Raw genomic sequence first — 15,422 nt, forward strand, 5'->3', positions numbered from 1 at the left:
TTTGCAACTCCTATTTACTGTTTATAAAAACAGGTTTACTATGTACCCATACAGTATCTTGTATGGGTATTTTTTATGCTAACTCAATTAACCATCAATAATTTTGCGATTGTTCGTCACCTAACCCTTGAATTAAATGAAGGAATGTCCGTGATTACAGGAGAAACAGGGGCAGGTAAGTCTATCGGGATTGACGCTCTGGGCTTATGCTTAGGCTATCGTTCTGAAAGTTCGATGATCCGTAACGGTGCAGATAAGGCAGATATTTCGGCGACATTTTCAATGCAACCGACTAGCCCTGCGTATTTATGGTTAAAGGAACACGAGCTACTCGATGAAGATAATCCACAAGAGTGCATTTTACGCCGTATGATTAATCAAGAAGGGCGTTCCAAAGCCTTTGTCAATAATCACCCAATCCCTGTTTCGCAACTGCGAGAGCTTGGGCAATATCTTATTCATTTGAATGGTCAGCACGCTCCACAGCTCTTACTGAAAAGTGAGTATCAGCTTGAAGTGGTGGATAATTATGCCAATTTACACCCCTTATTAGCGGAAATGACAACGCAATATCATTGTTGGCGAAAATTGCATAAGCAGGTGAAAAATTTCCATCAACAATGCCAAGAGAATGAAGCACGCAAACAGCTTTTGCAATATCAAGTGGAAGAACTCGATGAATTTGCGATTAAAGAAGGGGAATTTGAGCAACTCGAAGAAGATCACGCTCGCCTTGCGAATTCCGAGCAATTAACGGAGCTCTCACAATCTGTATTGAATTTGTTAAGTGATGATGATGCCAATGTGGACACCATGCTCTATCGTGCTATTCGAGATTTGGAAGCGTTAGTTGAAGTGGATAGCCAATATCAATCAGCATTAGAAATGCTCAATGAAGCCTTAATTCAAGTACAGGAAGCCAGTTCTGAAATTAATCATCTTGCCAATAAAATTGAGCAAGATCCTGAGCTATTAAATGAATTAGATCAACGCATTAGCCAAACAATGCAACTGGCTCGCAAACATCACATTAGCCCTGATAAGCTATGGCAAAAACATTTAGATTTAAAACAAGAGCTACAAACCTTATTAGATTTTGCGGAAAATGAAGAACAGTTAATTGCAGACGAGAAACAAGCCTATCAACAATGTGTTGAATTAGCAGAAAAAATTTATCACAAGCGGGTAGATGCAGGGCAAAAACTGTCAGCCCAAGTGACCAAACAGATCAAACAATTAGCAATGGAAAACGGCGAATTTTTCATTGATATTCAGCATAATCTCGACAAATTATCCGCAAATGGCGCAGATTTCGTTGAATTTAATCTTCGCAGTAACTTAGGGCAAAATGCACAACCATTAGCTAAAATTGCTTCTGGCGGTGAATTATCACGGATTTCCCTTGCTGTGCAAGTTTTGACGGCGAATAAACTTTCAACGCCAACGATTATTTTCGATGAAGTCGATGTTGGGATCAGCGGACCAACGGCAACGGTGGTCGGCAGATTATTACGCCAGTTGGGTAAAAAATGCCAAGTGTTATGTGTGACCCATTTACCACAAGTGGCAAGTCACGGTAATCATCATTTTAACGTGCAAAAACAAGTTGAAAATAATCAAACAGAAACCAAAATGAGCTTGCTGACACCAAAAGAACGAGTAAAAGCCTTAGCCCGATTGTTAGGGGGGGAAAAAATTACCGATGCGGTGTTAGCGAATGCACAGGAAATGTTAGATTTGGCTGAGACAGCATAAAACAATGGGATAGCACTCTCGCTATCCCTACTAAAATACGAAACAGAAGTCTGCTATTTATGTAGTACTTCTGTTTTTAGTTTACGAATTAAATCAGCATTTGCTGGCGGGAACTGCCCTTCTTCTAACTCAGCTTGTTCAATCCAGAAGCCTTCTTGCCCTTCACGCCCAAAAGGTTCACCCACCCATTCTTCAACAAGGTAGAAGAAAAACTCAATGACTTTTGTCGGGTATTCAAACTTGAAATGCTCATAAGGAAAGGCACTTAAAACATGAATACCAATTTCTTCTTCTAGCTCTCGTCTTAATGCATCTTCTGGGGTTTCATTGCTATCTACTTTTCCACCAGGGAATTCTAACGATTGCGCAAAGTCTTGCCCTTCAAGGCGTTGTGTTAAATAAATCTGCCCAAATTCATTACGGATAATACCTGCTGAAACTTGAATTATAGGTTTAGACATATCAATTCCTTTCTCTTTAAATCAAGCGGTCAGATCCGTAAAATATTTTACCAATCTGACCGCTTGTTAATTATGCATATTTTGCTTTGTTACCATGGCAATGTTTGTATTTCTTACCAGAGCCACATGGGCAAGGTTCATTGCGTCCGATATTCAAATTTTCATAATTCTCTTCACCGCTTTCCGCTTCACCTTCGGCATGGTAATGCGCGCTTTCTTCTTCCGCATGAGCTAAACGCTCACGTTCCGCCTGCTCAACTTCTTCTTGGCTACGGACTTGAATACGGCTTAACACGCTAATGACGTTTGATTTCAGCTGATCAAGCATATTGGTGAACATTGCAAAAGACTCTTTTTTATACTCTTGCTTAGGATCTTTTTGGGCATAACCACGTAAGTGAATCCCTTTGCGTAAGTAATCCATTGCGGATAAATGCTCTTTCCAAAGTTCATCAAGGTTTTGTAACATCACGCCTTTTTCAAAACTACGCATGACTTCTGCACCCACCATCGCTTCCTTCGCTTGATACTGCTCTTTAGCAATGTTGATGATACGTTCACGCAACGTATCTTCGTGTAAATCGCTCTCTTCATCCAACCATTTCACAATCGGCAGATCCATACCAAATTCTTGTTTCAAGCGGTTCTCTAATGCTGGAACGTCCCACATTTCTTCGATCGATTGAGGTGGAATATACTGGTCAATTACCGCATTAAACACATCTTCACGCACGGTGTTGATCATCGCTGAAATATCGTCGGTTTCAAGTAAGTAGTTACGTTGCTCGTAAATCGCTTTACGTTGTTCGTTTGCGACATCATCGTATTGTAGAAGCTGTTTACGTCCGTCAAAGTTGTGTGCTTCTACTTTTGCTTGAGCTGAAGCAATCACTTTAGTCAGCAATTTCGATTCCATTGCTTCGCCTTCTTCGGTAAAGGCTTTGCGCATCATATTGAGCTTACCTTCATTGAGGTAAATTCGCATTAAGGCATCATCTAATGACAGGTAGAAACGTGATGAACCAGGGTCACCTTGACGGCCTGAACGACCACGCAACTGGTTGTCGATACGACGAGATTCGTGGCGTTCTGTACCGATAATGTGTAAACCACCCGCTTGCATTACAATGTCGTGACGCTCTTGCCATTTTGCTTTGATCTCGTCAATTTGCTCTTGGGTTGGGTTTTCTAATTTTGCAATTTCTGCTTTCCAGTTACCGCCAAGCACAATATCCGTACCACGACCAGCCATATTTGTAGCAATAGTAACTGCCCCCGGATAACCTGCGTCGGCAACGATTTCCGCTTCTTGTGCGTGGAATTTGGCATTCAATACTTTATGCGGAATACCTGCCTGTTTTAGTGCTTCTGACAGTGCTTCTGATTTTTCAATCGAAATCGTACCGACTAATACAGGCTGATTACGAGCCATACAATCCTGAATATCCTTAATCACCGCTTGGAATTTCTCTGGTTCGCTCTTAAACATTAAATCGGTTTTGTCGTCACGGATCATCGGGCGGTTAGTCGGGATCACCACGGTATCTAAGCCGTAGATTTGTTGGAACTCAAAGGCTTCGGTGTCCGCTGTTCCCGTCATACCAGCTAATTTTTCATACAGACGGAAGTAGTTTTGATAAGTGATAGAGGCAACAGTTTGGTTTTCGCCCTGAATGTTTACCCCTTCTTTAGCTTCAATCGCTTGATGTAAACCATCTGACCAACGACGACCAGCCATTGTACGACCGGTATGTTCGTCAATGATCACGATCTCGCCATCTTTCACGATATAATCGACATTCACTTCAAACAGCTTGTGGGCGCGTAATGCCGCATAAACGTGGTGTAATAAGCTAATACGAGCTGGGTGATAAAGGCTTTCCCCTTCGTGCATTAAGCCCATTTCCGTCAAAATATTTTCGACTTTCACCTGACCACGCTCGGTCAAGTGGGCTTGTTTGCTTTTCAGATCAAGAGTGAAATCGCCATCGCCCGTGTATTCTTCGGTATCTTCTTTATCTTGCGCAATTAAATGCGGAATAACCTTATCAATCGCTTGATAAATTTGTGTCGCATCTTCCGCTGGACCTGAAATGATTAACGGGGTACGCGCTTCATCAATTAAAATCGAGTCCACTTCATCTACTAACGCATAGTGTAGCGGACGTTGGAAACGTTCTTCTTTTGAGTGAGCCAAATTATCACGCAGATAGTCAAAGCCAAGCTCACTGTTCGTTGCATAAGTAATGTCCGCCAAATAGGCTTGACGTTTAACATCGGACGGAAGCCCCGGAATATTCACCGCAACGGTCATGCCTAAAAACTCAAATAACGGGCGGTTAGTTTCCGCATCACGACGAGCCAAGTAGTCATTCACCGTCACAACGTGAACCCCTTTACCCGTCAAGGCATTTAAGTAACAAGGTAAGGTGGCAGTTAAAGTTTTACCTTCACCCGTACGCATTTCTGCAATGTTACGTTCGGTCAGCACCATACCGCCGATTAACTGCACATCGAAATGACGCATACCTAACACACGTTTACTCGCTTCACGCACAGTGGCAAAGGCTTCGTGTAATAAACTGTCTAAGGTTGCTCCTTCCGCTAAACGTTGTTTAAATTCAGCGGTTTTTGCTTGTAATTGTTCATCGGTTAATTTTTCAAATTCAGCTTCTAAACGGTTAATTTGTGCGACACGCTTGTTTAAACGGCGTAAAGTACGATCATTGCTACTACCAAAAATAGCGGTCATTAATTTTGTAAACATATCAATTTTTTCCAATAAAAATATAATGTAATAAATATTAGTAACGAATTTCCGCTCCCCCTGCTTGCGGGGGGAGCTGCCGAAGGCTGAGGGGGGGGGATTTAGTGAAACTTTAACCCCCTTCCGTCTTCCCTTATAAACGGGGGAAGAAAGAGAAAAGAATTACGCTGTTGGTCCAGCCCTAATCGGCGGATTTGACACTTGATACAAACGGTATGATTTTGCAAAAAATTCGCAAAAAACCACCGCTTGTTTTGTTGGAATAATGAGAGGTTGTTGTTCTAAATGTAATAAATGTGCCGATTCTAGCTCAACTTTTTGAACTGAAGAAAAATCACTTAAACGTAATACAAGCTGATTTGTAGGCAATGTTTCACTTTCATTTGCTAACGGCTGAACCGTAGGCAACGCAAAAATCGCAACGATCCCTAGTAGGAATTGCGATAAAAATGCAGGTTTATGAAAGTGACGAAAAAAATTCATTTAGAACTCAATAAAAAAATAATGTTGATTATACGACAATTTTTGTAGAATGGCTTGGTTAATTGGGGCAAACTCATTAAAAACAAGAGATAAATGCATAAAAGATGAAAAATTCAACAACTAAAAATATCCATGAAATTTTGCAGAACTCTAGTCTGACTAAAATTGTCCAACGAGCGAATGAGCTAAATGCATTGAATCAAAAAATTCAGCATTTGTTGCCAGAGCAATATCGCCATTTTTACCGAATTTTAAATTTATCCGATAATCTACTGACATTCGAAGTACAAAATGCTACGATTCGCCAAGGATTATTGTTACAGCAAACTTCTTTGCTTAAACTTATTCAAACAGATTTTCCACAAGTGACGGAATTACAATTTAAGGTAAATCCAAACTTTAAATCTGTTTAAACGAAAGAGGATATTACAATGAAAAAAATCGCATTCGCTACTCTTGTTGCAATGTTAAGTGCTTGTTCTATGTTGCCACAGAAAAATGTTTCTGGCACCTATCAAGGCACATTACCATGCGCAGATTGTGAGAAAATTGAAGCTGAATTAGTATTAAACAGTGATAAAACCTATCAATACAATACCGTTTACTTCAAAAACAAAGAACAGCATCCCTTTACTGAAAAAGGTACTTATACTTGGGATAGTAACAAATCTGGCGTAATTCGTTTAACAAACTCAGATAACTTAGCATTGAAAGTTGCTGATACCTTTGTTGAATTTTGTGATGCATCAGGTAATACAATCAAAAGCCAACACAACTACAAATTACAGAAAGTAGCAAAATAATTCACTAGGCATCGCAAGATGCCTTTTGTTTTTAGAGATAAAAAAATCCCTAAACTTTCGTTTAGGGATAAAACTAAAAAAGTATAAATACTTTAACTTAACCAAGGAAATATCTATGAAAACAGTAAGGAATCTCTCTAATACTGAATGGCGGTGAGAGAGGGATTCGAACCCTCGATACAGTTTCCCATATACACGCTTTCCAGGCGTGCTCCTTCAACCACTCGGACATCTCACCGAATCAATAAAAAATGTGCATTAAAATGCACATTTGAAAGACATGTGAACTATACTGATTTTTTACAGTCTAATCAAGTATTTTCTTCATTAAGAAAAATAATTTAATTAGTGCCCATGCCCTAGACAATTTGTAGACGCTGGAATTTGTTCGTCTCTATCCGCCCACTCTTCAGGGGTATAAAGATGTAACGCTAATGCATGAACGCCATTTTGTAATTCTTCGGCTAAACAGGCATAAACCGCTTGGTGACGAGCAACGGCTCGCTTACCTTTAAAGAAGTCTGTCACCATGGTCACTTTGAAATGCGACTCAGCCCCTCGTCCAGAACTATGGCGATGGCTTTCGTTTTCAATATAAAGGGCTTCTGGCGCAAATTGCGCTTGCAATTTTGTCACAATAATCTGTTCAACTGACATTTTTATTCTCTCCTATTTGGCAATTTTTGCAGATGATACTATACTTTAATACATTTCTACTCACATAACGAAGGAATCTATCATGAAATTAAATAAAAAAGTGATTTTAGCCGTAACAACCTTAACTACTGCGCTCCTTGCAGGTTGTCAAAGCCAGTCTAATACGCTGACATTTACCACACCTGCACCAACAGCAATGTTTAATACCAACAATCAAACTGCATTAGTTAACGTTAGCACACAAGACTTACGTACTTCAGCGGAAGTGGCAAGCTATACCAGTGCAGGAAATGTGAATCGCTTAACCGCAGTGCCAAGCGTGACACAACTTTTCCAACAAGCGATGCAACAAAACTTAAATAGCAAAGGTTTTACCGTGGTTAACGGTGCAGGTAATGCGAACGTCATTGTGAACATTCGTAAATTCTTTGCCGATGTTGAGCAAGGCAACCTTCGCTATAAAGTCACCGCCAATGTGAATGTTGAAGTCGTGGTACAAGGTGCTCGTGGTAACTTTGCGAAAAACTTTAATACATCACGTGGGTATGAAGGTGCGTTCGGTGCAGATAACAACGAGATCCATAAAGTGCTAGGACAAGCCTATAACGATGCAATTTATGCGATCTACAATGACAACGAAGTTGGCAACGCCATTCACCAATTCAAATAATGCCAAGACAAGCGGTCAGATCTTTGTGCTTTTTTGCAAAAAAAGAGTGCAATCTCACCGCTTGTTTCAACCTCTCAACATAGAAGTGACATGAGAATTCCAAGAATCTATCACCCAGAACAACTATTGGGTAAACAGCACTGCATTTTAAGTGAAGATGCGACCAACCACGTTGGACGTGTTTTGAGAATGAATGAAGGTGATGAGCTTGTCTTATTTGATGGTTCTAATCACATTTTTAATGGGATCATTGATCTGGTGAGCAAAAAGCAGATCAGCGTTAAGATCACGCAAAGTCAATTAGATGATCGTGAATCTTCTCTCCCGATCCATTTAGGTCAGGTGATTTCTCGTGGAGATCGTATGGAGTTTACCATTCAAAAATCGGTTGAACTCGGTGTCACGACTATCACACCTTTATGGTCTGAACGCTGTGGTGTTAAACTGGACGGTGAACGCCAAGATAAAAAGATTCAGCAATGGCAAAAAATTGCTATTTCCGCCTGTGAACAATGTGGGCGTAACGTCATTCCAGAAATTCGTCCTATCATGAAATTGACAGATTGGTGTAAAGAGCAAGACGGTATGTTAAAACTGAATCTACATCCACGAGCCAAATATACCTTGAAATCTCTGCCTAACGTACCCAAAGAAGGTATTCGATTGCTGATTGGTTCTGAAGGCGGGCTATCACCAGAAGAAATTGCCATGACAGAAACGGAAAATTTCACGGAAGTTCTGCTCGGCAAGCGAATTTTAAGAACGGAAACTGCTTCTCTTGCGACCATTACAGCATTACAACTGCTTTATGGAGATTTAAGTTAGATGATGAATTTACAAGGTCAATTTCTTATTGCCACCCCCGATATGAATGACGACTATTTTGATCGTTCCGTGATTTATATCTGCGAGCATAATGAACAAGGCGCAATGGGGATTATGATTAATTCCCCTACGGATTTATCCGTCATGGAATTACTCGCTAAAATGGATTTTCTCATGGCAAATGAGCGCAATTATACGAAAGATCAATTAGTGCTGAGTGGCGGTCCTGTTGGGCAAGAACGGGGATTTATTTTACACACCGCAACGGATCAACTGTTCTTACATAGTTATCCTACTGCAGATGAGCTGATGCTAACCACTTCTGGAGATATTTTAGATACCTTCGGTAAAGATAATGCGCCAGAGAATTTTATTGTTTGTTTAGGTTGTTGTACTTGGAAAGCTGATCAATTAGAACAAGAAATTGCTCGAAATTATTGGGTGACTGCACCTGCTTCCAATAAAATTCTATTTGAAACAGGCTATTTAGATCGTTGGAATGAAGCGAATGCGCTACTTGGCATCGAAGGTATTCTCGCAAAAGCAGGGAGAGCCTAATGAGCCAAACTATTCTTGCCTTTGACTTCGGTACAAATAGTATTGGTTGCGCTATCGGACAAAGTATTACAGGTACGGCACAAGGTCTGCCTGCATTTAAAGCCCAAGATGGTATTCCAAATTGGGATCAAATTGGCAAAGTGATTGCTGAATGGCAACCTGATCTCTTGGTTGTTGGTTTACCACTCAATATGGATGGTACTGAACAGCCTTTAACGCAACGTGCTAAAAAGTTCGCAAACCGTCTTAATGGACGTTTCAATTTACCTGTGGAAATGCAAGATGAACGGCTTACCACAGTAGAAGCTAAAGCGGAAATTTTTTCTCGGGGTGGTTTCAAAGCCTTAAAAAAAGATAAAGTCGATTCGATTTCTGCTTGTCTGATTTTAGAAAGTTGGTTTGAAAACCAATAAAAATAGGATGCATCACGCATCCTATTTCATTCATATCATATCTTATTGTGCAATTAATTTTTTCACTAAATCAATCACTTGCTGATTCTGTGCAGGTGATAATTTTCCTTCTGAGGTGAATTGCACTTTGCCATTTTTATCTAAGACCGCAATAAAGCTCTCTTTTTCTTTTAATTTCCACGCATTTTTCACACTGCCCTTTTGATCAAGTACAACTTGTGAATGTGGGTTATCTAACTTGCCATCTTCCGCACTACTCTTGACAAATGCACCTGTGGCAACAATCGCATCATCGGCATTAATGATCGTTGTGGTTTGATATTTAGCACGATCAAAACCTGCATTTTTAATCGCATCCATTAATGGCTGATTTTTTTCTTTCACACTACTTCTGCCCGCAAGATGATGAACTATTCTCACTTTTCCTGCTAAAGATGATGACTGCCATTGACGATAATCCACTTTTTTACCATTGGCAATTAACTCGCCATCTTGTGCAACTACGACATTAGGCAAGGTTTGATTGATCTGAACGTTATGCGCTAAGGCGACATTTGCAAAAAATAAGCTAAAAATACCCGCTTGTAATACAATTTTTTTCATTTTTTATCCTTTTACTATTGAATTTAAAGTAAATTGAAACAATATCTAGTCACCATACAATAAAAAATCATTTAAACAGAGCCGATGAGTTTATTTCCTGAATTTCTACTCGTTTAATCTTTGATTTTGTGCTATTTTATTGTGCGTTTTTCCTATGATGTTGGAAAAATCTATTTTAGTTTATAACATATTCATTTTTAAGGAGTTTATATGCAACAAGGCGGCGGAATGGAAATGATCTTTATTCTGATTGTTTTCGGTCTTATCTTCTATTTCATGATTTATCGTCCACAAGCAAAACGTCAAAAACAACAACGTGAGCTTTTAGCGGGTTTATCAAAAGGTGACGAAGTGCTAACAAGCGGTGGTTTAATCGGTAAAATCAGCAAAGTGACCGCAGATAGCGACAATATCGTTATCGCATTAAATGATACAACTGAAGTGACGATCAAACGTGATTTCGTGGTTGCAGTGTTACCAAAAGGTTCACTCAAATCTCTTTAATTCTTTCCGTTGAGAAAGGGGACTTATTGTGTTAAACCGTTTCCCTCTTTGGAAGAACCTAATGGTGATCCTTGTGGTCGCCATTGGTGCTTTATACGCCCTTCCAAATTTATATGGTGAAGACCCATCAGTACAAATTTCAGGTACTCGAGGTCAACAAGCGTCACAAGAGACGCTCACCCAGGTGCATTCTGCACTCAATACATTAAATATCACACCTAAATCAGCAATTCTTGAAAATGGTTCTATTCTCGTTCGTTTAAACAAAGACGAAGAACAACTTCCTGCTAAAGAAAAAATTGCTGAAGTATTAGGTAACAATTATTCCGTTGCATTAAACCTTGCACCAGCAACGCCTGAGTGGCTGAGATCCATTGGTGGTGAGCCGATGAAACGTGGTTTGGACTTACGAGGTGGTGTTCGCTTCTTAATGGAAGTGGATATGAACACCGCGCTGACTAAACAGCAAGAGCAGCTACTAGACATACTACGCAACGATTTCCGTAAAGAAAAATGGCAGTATAAATCCGTTAAAAAAGCAGAGAATTTTGCTAACGAAGTCGAATTTAATGATACAGACACTGCAGATAAAGCCGTTCGTTATATTCGCCGCACAAACCCAAGCTTAGAAGCGACTTTTGTGTCTCCAACAGTTGTGCGTTTTACCCAATCAGCACAAGGTTTAGCGGAATCAAGAGATCTCGCGATTGAACAAAACTTATCGATCATTCGTAAGCGTGTTGAAGAGTTAGGGGTTTCTGAGCCAACGATTCAGCGTCAAGGTGCAGATCGTATCGTAGTGGAATTACCGGGTGTACAAGATACCGCTCGAGCAAAAGAAATTTTAGGGGCAACTGCAACACTAGAATTCCGTTTAGTTAATACGAATGCAAGCGTTGAATCTGCAAGTCGTGGTATTGTTCCTGCTGATTCAGAGATCAAACATAGCCGTGATGGTGTACCAACCGTTCTCTATCGTAAAACTATTTTAGGCGGTGAACATATTATTAATGCGACATCTGGAAAAGATGAGCGTGGTTTACCAAATGTCAGTATCAATCTTGATGCTGCTGGCGGTGATTTAATGTCAAATGCGACTAAATCTGCTGTTGGTAAACCAATGGCAACGCTTTATAGTGAATTTAAAGACTCTGGTCGTCGTGATGCAAACGGCAAGGTAATCTTAGAAAAACATGAAGAAGTAATTAACGTTGCAACGATTAACTCTCGTTTAGGAAGCTCTTTCCAAATTACAGGAATTAATAGTGCCGCCGAAGCACAAAATCTTGCCGTATTACTACGTTCAGGTGCATTAATTGCGCCTATCGTGATTGTTGAAGAGCGTACTATCGGTGCATCATTGGGTGCAGATAACGTTGCACAAGGTATGGATGCTGGTTTATTAGGTTTAGGCTTAACGATCTTATTCTGTGTGGTGTTCTATAAAGTCTTCGGTTTATTTGCAACCGCAGCATTACTTGCAAACTTAATTTTAACTGTAGGGTTGATGTCGTTAATTGGTGCAACACTTACAATGCCAGGGATTGCCGGTATCGTGCTCGCGGTAGGTATGTCAATTGATGCTAACGTATTGATTTATGAACGTATCAAAGAAGAAATCCGTAATGGACGATCTATTCAACAAGCGATTCATGAGGGATATAACGGTGCATTTACTAGTATCTTCGACTCAAACTTAACAACCATTTTAGTTTCATTAATTCTCTATGCCGTAGGTACAGGCCCAGTTAAAGGCTTTGCTGTTACCCTTGCATTAGGGGTAATGATTTCTATGTTTACCGCAATTACAGGGACACGTATGTTAGTGAATCTTGTTTACGGTGGCAAACGCGTGAAGAAACTTTGGATTTAAGGGGAATCACATGACTGTTCAAACAACAGAAAAAGAGGTAGAAATTAAGCTACCATACCGCTTGGTTCCTTTTATGAAATACCGAATGGTTGCATTTGCTTTCTCCATTATTGTGACAGCATTATGTATTTTTTCGGTTGTAACAAAAGGATTCAACTGGGGATTAGACTTTACGGGCGGTACGGTTATTGAGACCAATTTCTCACAGCCTGCTGATCTTGGTAAAGTGCGTGCTGTGTTAGATGAAAGTGGCTATACCAGTGCATTAGTACAAACTTTTGGTGGACAAAAAGATGTCATGATTCGCCTACCAGCATCCGCTGGAGATATGTCGCTAGGCAATAAAGTCATGGATATCATTCATCAAAAATTAGATCCCGAAGCCAAAATTCAAAGTATTGAATTCGTTGGTCCGAATGTAGGTGAAGAACTAACGCAAGGTGCTATTTACGGAACATTAGCAACACTCGCTATGCTCTTACTCTATGTAGGTATTCGATTTGAATGGCGATTAGCTACAGGTGGGGTATTAGCGCTTTTCCATGACGTTATAGTGACTATTGGCGTATTCTCTTACTTACAAATTGAAATTGACTTAACATTCGTAGCAGCAATTTTATCTGTGGTAGGTTACTCTTTAAACGACAGTATCGTTGTTTTCGACCGTGTACGTGAAAACTTTCCGAAAATTCGTCGAGCAACATCACAAGAAGTTATTGATATTTCATTAAGCCAAACGCTTTCTAGAACGTTAATGACATCGGTAACAACCTTATTCGTTGTATTAGCGCTCTACTGGCTCGGTGGTCCTACACTACATAGCTTCTCTCTCGCATTATTGATTGGTATTGCTTTTGGTACTTACTCATCCATTTATGTTGCGGTAGGTGTTGCACTTGCACTAGGCTTAAAACGTGACCATATGATTCAGCCAGTGGTAGAAAAAGAAGGCGCAGATCAAAAATCTCTAGCAGACTACTAATCTATCAAGATTAAAGTTCAAAGCTCCACATTTTCATGTGGAGCTTTTTTATTGGCATAGTAGACAAAATAGTTGCTGAACCGTCAAAAACTATGCCAAGTGGACAAAACAGTTGCTAATGTTTATTTTCTTTAAATGTTAGCAACTCTTTTTATTTAAAAAATCCTGTATAAACAACATCTTACGCTTTTTCGTTAATCCGTTATGATTATTTAATTTTCGTTTAAGTTCACTAAATAATCCCTCTAAACGATTTGTCGTCTTTTCTATATTTAATTCAGAACATTTCTCGTAGGTAAAAATATAATCCATATAACGCTTTAAACTGGCATAAGCACTTCTTACATTGCGATGTTTATAAGGGAAATAGCCTTTTTCATTCGCTTTATCACTCCGTTCTTTTAAAAACGTTTGGTGTTTTATAAACCAAGAATGTAATCGCCGATAAAATTCATTTTTTGAGCTACTCGTGAGTGTTTTTACAATTATTTTTAATTCTTTACCCGCTTGCGATTGATATTTTCTTCTTAATTTTCTCATTACAATTGCTACCATATGAAATTGACACATTTGTACCGGCGTATTAAATAAATCTTTCATTAAACCACGCCTGCCATCACAGATAATTGATTGAATTATATAGCCTTTTTCTCTTAATCTATTCAGGGCAAGTTTATAGTAAATATCTTTTTCGGTTCGCACAAAATAATGAGAAATGACGTTATTTGAATTTGAATCCATCAACACTAATACACCAAAATAACGACCGAAGAATGTCGTATCTATGATGATGTTCAAGTATCGATTTAAAGGTGGTTTTAAAGGTGTTTTAGGGGCTTTATCAATATATCTTTGAATCGTTCTGACTGAACAATGATATTTAACGGCAAGTTGTTGATAGGTTTGTTTTCCAGATGTGTAATCAGTCCAAATTTTAATTGGATCTAATTTAGTTTTTAAAATAAACGTTTTATGACATTCATTACAAAAATAACGTTGAGTATTATTTTGTATACCATGTTTCTTTATTTTCTGACTTTGGCAAAATGGGCAATTTTTTGTTCATATTTCAAAAACAGGGCTTAAAGCCTTGTACTATAAGGCTTTAAGCCACTTTTTAGCAACTATTTTGTCTATTACACCTTTTTATTATAGCTAGATTTTGTCTAGCTATAAAAACCATACGCTATGCGTATGGAATCAAAGAGCTTAAGCGGTGAACAGAATAAAAGAAATCCTCCTATAATGAATAAGGCTGACAATCAAAATTCAGAATATAGGAGGATAAGTCATGGCAAGTAAATCCAATGACGATTCAAGTCTATCACATACAAGATGGAACTGTAAGTATCATAATACCCCCGAAATTAGCAGTATCAAGTTTTATGGGTTATCTGAAAAGGAAGTCATCGCTAATGATATTCGAAAGACATACGAATTTAAAATATAAGTATGGAAATCAGAATTTTTGGGCGAAAGGGTCTTATGTAAGTACAGTGGGTTTAATACGAAGGTAGTAGAAGAATATACCAGGAATCAAGAGAAGGAAGATATGATTTCAGATAGTTTATCGAAGAAAGAATATGTTGCCCCCTTTAAGGGGGTACCTTTTTTCTATTTTTCGTATCAACACTTCCCCCTATTTTCTTTGTGAAGAAATACCCGCTAAACATTTTTCACTCATACAAATTTGCAAATTTTAAATATAAAGAAACCGCTTACATCTGCTCTATTAGCGAGTACAATCGGTTTATGACAAGCGGTCAGATTCCCTCCATTTTTTGCAAATTTCTCCCACCATCTCACCACTTGTATGAAGTATCTCGACTATACCTATGGTGAGATGCCTATATGGGATGCTTATCCCCAAACGCAAAAAACCGCAAGCTATCTCTAACTTGCGGTTTCTTTAACTTAATAAAACCCTGATGGTGCCCTACTCTCACATGGGGAAACCCCACACTACCATCGGCGTTACTGCGTTTCACTTCTGAGTTCGGGATGGAATCAGGTGGGACCACAGCACTATGGCCATCAGGAAAATCTTTGATGACTTTCTCTATCTTAT

16 protein-coding genes, 1 tRNA gene, 1 rRNA gene and 1 pseudogene are annotated in these 15,422 nt (G+C 39.2%); 11 read left to right on the forward strand and 8 right to left on the reverse strand.

Annotated features, from left to right (window positions below; all coding sequences use genetic code 11):
- Positions 1 to 75 precede the first annotated feature (75 nt).
- Positions 76 to 1,755, forward strand: coding sequence for a DNA repair protein RecN (gene recN, locus EXH44_RS02355; RefSeq protein WP_162856107.1), 1,680 nt, complete (start codon positions 76 to 78; stop codon positions 1,753 to 1,755).
- A 53-nt stretch (positions 1,756 to 1,808) separates the two neighbouring features.
- Here recN and mutT read toward each other — a convergent pair whose 3' ends face one another.
- The 3 genes from mutT to secM all read right to left on the reverse strand — a co-directional run bounded on the left by mutT (position 1,809) and on the right by secM (position 5,466).
- Positions 1,809 to 2,216: an 8-oxo-dGTP diphosphatase MutT gene (gene mutT, locus EXH44_RS02360; RefSeq protein WP_162856108.1), complete on the reverse strand. Its 408-nt coding sequence runs from the start codon at positions 2,214 to 2,216 to the stop codon at positions 1,809 to 1,811.
- Between the two features lie 70 nt (positions 2,217 to 2,286).
- Positions 2,287 to 4,983 (reverse strand): preprotein translocase subunit SecA, encoded by a 2,697-nt coding sequence (gene secA, locus EXH44_RS02365; protein WP_162856109.1) that lies wholly within the window; start codon positions 4,981 to 4,983, stop codon positions 2,287 to 2,289.
- Positions 4,984 to 5,145: 162 nt separating this feature from the next.
- Positions 5,146 to 5,466 carry a secA translation cis-regulator SecM gene (gene secM / locus EXH44_RS02370; RefSeq protein WP_162856110.1) on the reverse strand — a complete coding sequence of 107 codons (321 nt, stop codon included), beginning with the start codon at positions 5,464 to 5,466 and terminating at the stop codon, positions 5,146 to 5,148.
- A 104-nt stretch (positions 5,467 to 5,570) separates the two neighbouring features.
- On the opposite strand from secM, the gene EXH44_RS02375 reads away from it, so the two are divergent.
- A complete protein-coding gene (locus EXH44_RS02375; RefSeq protein ID WP_162856111.1) occupies positions 5,571 to 5,879 on the forward strand; it encodes a DciA family protein in 309 nt (102 codons plus the stop codon).
- A gap of 18 nt (positions 5,880 to 5,897) precedes the next feature.
- A complete protein-coding gene (locus tag EXH44_RS02380) occupies positions 5,898 to 6,269 on the forward strand; it encodes a copper resistance protein NlpE (protein ID WP_162856112.1) in 372 nt (123 codons plus the stop codon).
- Between the two features lie 148 nt (positions 6,270 to 6,417).
- Here the strand turns inward: EXH44_RS02380 and EXH44_RS02385 are convergent.
- Together EXH44_RS02385 and EXH44_RS02390 are read right to left on the reverse strand one after the other, a co-directional pair.
- Positions 6,418 to 6,507 (reverse strand) — tRNA-Ser (locus EXH44_RS02385).
- Between the two features lie 107 nt (positions 6,508 to 6,614).
- Positions 6,615 to 6,926: a BolA family protein gene (locus EXH44_RS02390; protein ID WP_162856113.1), complete on the reverse strand. Its 312-nt coding sequence runs from the start codon at positions 6,924 to 6,926 to the stop codon at positions 6,615 to 6,617.
- An 82-nt stretch (positions 6,927 to 7,008) separates the two neighbouring features.
- On the opposite strand from EXH44_RS02390, the gene EXH44_RS02395 reads away from it, so the two are divergent.
- From EXH44_RS02395 to ruvX, 4 genes are all read left to right on the forward strand, one after another.
- Positions 7,009 to 7,596: a YajG family lipoprotein gene (locus EXH44_RS02395; protein WP_162856114.1), complete on the forward strand. Its 588-nt coding sequence runs from the start codon at positions 7,009 to 7,011 to the stop codon at positions 7,594 to 7,596.
- A 90-nt stretch (positions 7,597 to 7,686) separates the two neighbouring features.
- Entirely contained in the window at positions 7,687 to 8,421 is a 735-nt protein-coding gene (gene rsmE, locus EXH44_RS02400) for a 16S rRNA (uracil(1498)-N(3))-methyltransferase (protein WP_162856115.1), read from the forward strand.
- Complete coding sequence (locus tag EXH44_RS02405; protein ID WP_162856116.1) at positions 8,422 to 8,979, forward strand: YqgE/AlgH family protein; 558 nt, start codon at positions 8,422 to 8,424, stop codon at positions 8,977 to 8,979.
- Entirely contained in the window at positions 8,979 to 9,392 is a 414-nt protein-coding gene (gene ruvX, locus EXH44_RS02410; RefSeq protein ID WP_162856117.1) for a Holliday junction resolvase RuvX, read from the forward strand. The genes EXH44_RS02405 and ruvX overlap by 1 nt, the downstream gene beginning before the upstream one ends.
- Before the next feature lie 42 nt (positions 9,393 to 9,434).
- On the opposite strand, the gene EXH44_RS02415 is transcribed toward ruvX, so the two are convergent.
- Complete coding sequence (locus EXH44_RS02415; protein ID WP_162856118.1) at positions 9,435 to 9,995, reverse strand: YtfJ family protein; 561 nt, start codon at positions 9,993 to 9,995, stop codon at positions 9,435 to 9,437.
- Positions 9,996 to 10,205: 210 nt separating this feature from the next.
- Between EXH44_RS02415 and yajC the strand changes: the two genes are divergently transcribed.
- The 3 genes from yajC to secF are packed head-to-tail and all read left to right on the forward strand — an operon-like array spanning position 10,206 to position 13,354.
- Complete coding sequence (gene yajC, locus EXH44_RS02420; RefSeq protein WP_135672878.1) at positions 10,206 to 10,499, forward strand: preprotein translocase subunit YajC; 294 nt, start codon at positions 10,206 to 10,208, stop codon at positions 10,497 to 10,499.
- 28 nt (positions 10,500 to 10,527) lie between these two features.
- A complete protein-coding gene (gene secD / locus EXH44_RS02425; RefSeq protein ID WP_162856119.1) occupies positions 10,528 to 12,372 on the forward strand; it encodes a protein translocase subunit SecD in 1,845 nt (614 codons plus the stop codon).
- Between the two features lie 10 nt (positions 12,373 to 12,382).
- Positions 12,383 to 13,354, forward strand: coding sequence for a protein translocase subunit SecF (secF, locus tag EXH44_RS02430; protein ID WP_162856120.1), 972 nt, complete (start codon positions 12,383 to 12,385; stop codon positions 13,352 to 13,354).
- A gap of 138 nt (positions 13,355 to 13,492) precedes the next feature.
- Here the strand turns inward: secF and EXH44_RS02435 are convergent, their stop codons facing one another.
- Positions 13,493 to 14,383, reverse strand: coding sequence for an IS256 family transposase, variant Zn-binding type (locus EXH44_RS02435; RefSeq protein WP_425266860.1), 891 nt, complete (start codon positions 14,381 to 14,383; stop codon positions 13,493 to 13,495).
- Positions 14,384 to 14,703: 320 nt separating this feature from the next.
- Between EXH44_RS02435 and tnpA the strand changes: the two are divergent.
- Positions 14,704 to 15,008 (forward strand): annotated as a pseudogene (gene tnpA / locus EXH44_RS02440) (IS200/IS605 family transposase); the annotation flags it as partial.
- A gap of 269 nt (positions 15,009 to 15,277) precedes the next feature.
- Here the strand turns inward: tnpA and rrf are convergent.
- A 5S ribosomal RNA gene (rrf, locus tag EXH44_RS02445) occupies positions 15,278 to 15,393 on the reverse strand.
- Positions 15,394 to 15,422 lie beyond the last annotated feature (29 nt).

Source organism: Actinobacillus indolicus (assembly GCF_004519515.1).
Taxonomy (GTDB): domain Bacteria; phylum Pseudomonadota; class Gammaproteobacteria; order Enterobacterales; family Pasteurellaceae; genus Glaesserella; species Glaesserella indolica_A.

Coding starts and splice junctions, on each gene's coding strand:
- EXH44_RS02395 (WP_162856114.1), top strand. CDS start 7,009: ATGAAATTAAATAAAAAAGTGATTTTAGCCGTAACAACCTTAACTACT.
- secA (WP_162856109.1), bottom strand. CDS start 4,983: ATGTTTACAAAATTAATGACCGCTATTTTTGGTAGTAGCAATGATCGT.
- EXH44_RS02405 (WP_162856116.1), top strand. CDS start 8,422: ATGATGAATTTACAAGGTCAATTTCTTATTGCCACCCCCGATATGAAT.
- EXH44_RS02390 (WP_162856113.1), bottom strand. CDS start 6,926: ATGTCAGTTGAACAGATTATTGTGACAAAATTGCAAGCGCAATTTGCG.
- yajC (WP_135672878.1), top strand. CDS start 10,206: ATGCAACAAGGCGGCGGAATGGAAATGATCTTTATTCTGATTGTTTTC.
- rsmE (WP_162856115.1), top strand. CDS start 7,687: ATGAGAATTCCAAGAATCTATCACCCAGAACAACTATTGGGTAAACAG.
- EXH44_RS02380 (WP_162856112.1), top strand. CDS start 5,898: ATGAAAAAAATCGCATTCGCTACTCTTGTTGCAATGTTAAGTGCTTGT.
- mutT (WP_162856108.1), bottom strand. CDS start 2,216: ATGTCTAAACCTATAATTCAAGTTTCAGCAGGTATTATCCGTAATGAA.
- EXH44_RS02415 (WP_162856118.1), bottom strand. CDS start 9,995: ATGAAAAAAATTGTATTACAAGCGGGTATTTTTAGCTTATTTTTTGCA.
- EXH44_RS02375 (WP_162856111.1), top strand. CDS start 5,571: ATGAAAAATTCAACAACTAAAAATATCCATGAAATTTTGCAGAACTCT.
- ruvX (WP_162856117.1), top strand. CDS start 8,979: ATGAGCCAAACTATTCTTGCCTTTGACTTCGGTACAAATAGTATTGGT.
- recN (WP_162856107.1), top strand. CDS start 76: ATGCTAACTCAATTAACCATCAATAATTTTGCGATTGTTCGTCACCTA.
- secF (WP_162856120.1), top strand. CDS start 12,383: ATGACTGTTCAAACAACAGAAAAAGAGGTAGAAATTAAGCTACCATAC.
- secM (WP_162856110.1), bottom strand. CDS start 5,466: ATGAATTTTTTTCGTCACTTTCATAAACCTGCATTTTTATCGCAATTC.